This window comes from Mycobacterium palustre, assembly GCF_002101785.1.
Classification (GTDB): domain Bacteria; phylum Actinomycetota; class Actinomycetes; order Mycobacteriales; family Mycobacteriaceae; genus Mycobacterium; species Mycobacterium palustre.
This window is the reverse complement of record NZ_LQPJ01000025.1, coordinates 1-1,109: the sequence shown is the minus strand read 5'-3', so window position 1 is coordinate 1,109 and position 1,109 is coordinate 1. Positions and strand designations below refer to the sequence as shown.

Genomic DNA, 1,109 nt, shown 5'->3' with positions numbered 1-1,109 from the left:
AGTTTCAGATCTTGGTGTATCGCACCGATTTGATTACCGACGCCGAGGTGCTGGCCGCGGTGGATGCGGCGTTGGCGGCCAATGTGGCGCGGTGGCCGTCGATGAGCCGGGGCCGGTTGGCCGCGCAGGTGGACAAGGTGGTGGCGCGCGCGGATGTCGATGCGGTGCGCCGGCGCCGAAAGGAGCAGAGCGACCGCGAGATTTGGATCGGCGATCGGGTCGCCGACGGGGTCTCGGAGATCCATGGCAGCCTGCTGAGCCCGGACGCCCGTGCGCTCGATCAGCGGTTGAACGCGTTGGCGGCCACGGTGTGTGAACACGATCCGCGCAGCCGCCGGCAGCGCCGCGCCGATGCGCTGGGGGCGCTGGCCGCCGGGGCGGATCGGTTGGGGTGTGGCTGCGGGCGCCGCGATTGCGCCGCGGGGGCCCGCCGGCCCGCCGGCCCGGTGGTCATCCATGTGATCGCCGAGCAGGCCAGCGTCGAGGGCCGCGGCAGCGCGCCGGGCAGCCAGCTGGGTGCTGACGGGCTGATCCCGCCGGAGCTGGTGGCCGAGCTCGCCCGCTCGGCCAAGCTGGTGCCGCTGGTTCACCCCGCCGACGCCCCACCCGAAAACGGGTATGCGCCCTCGGCGGCGTTGGCCGAGTTCGTGCGGTGCCGGGATCTGACGTGCCGCTGGCCCGGCTGTGATGCGCCCGCGGCGCGCTGCGATATCGACCACACCATCGCCTACAGCGCCGGCGGGGCCACCCACGCGAGCAACCTGAAGTGCTACTGCCGCACCCATCATTTGGTCAAGACGTTTTTCGGCTGGACCGAACAACAGCTCGCCGATGGCACCCTGATCGTGACCTCACCGGCCGGCCACACCTATGTCACCACCCCGGGCAGCGCGCTGCTGTTTCCCAGCCTGTGTCGCGCGGTGGGCGGCATGCCCGCCGCCGAAACCGACCTGACCCCCGACTACTGCGCCGAGCGCACCGCCATGATGCCCAAACGCCGACGCACCCGCGCCCAAAACCGCGCCAGCGCCATCGCCACCGAACGCAACCACAACCGCCGCGAACGCCTGCAGCGCCAGGCACAACTCACCGGACCCGCCCCACCACGC

1 protein-coding gene is annotated in these 1,109 nt (G+C 71.6%); it reads left to right on the top strand.

Annotation, left to right across the window (positions count from 1 at the left end; all coding sequences use genetic code 11):
- The coding region (locus AWC19_RS02860) for an HNH endonuclease signature motif containing protein (RefSeq protein WP_142280929.1) at positions 1 to 1,109 on the top strand (1,109 nt) is incomplete at both ends.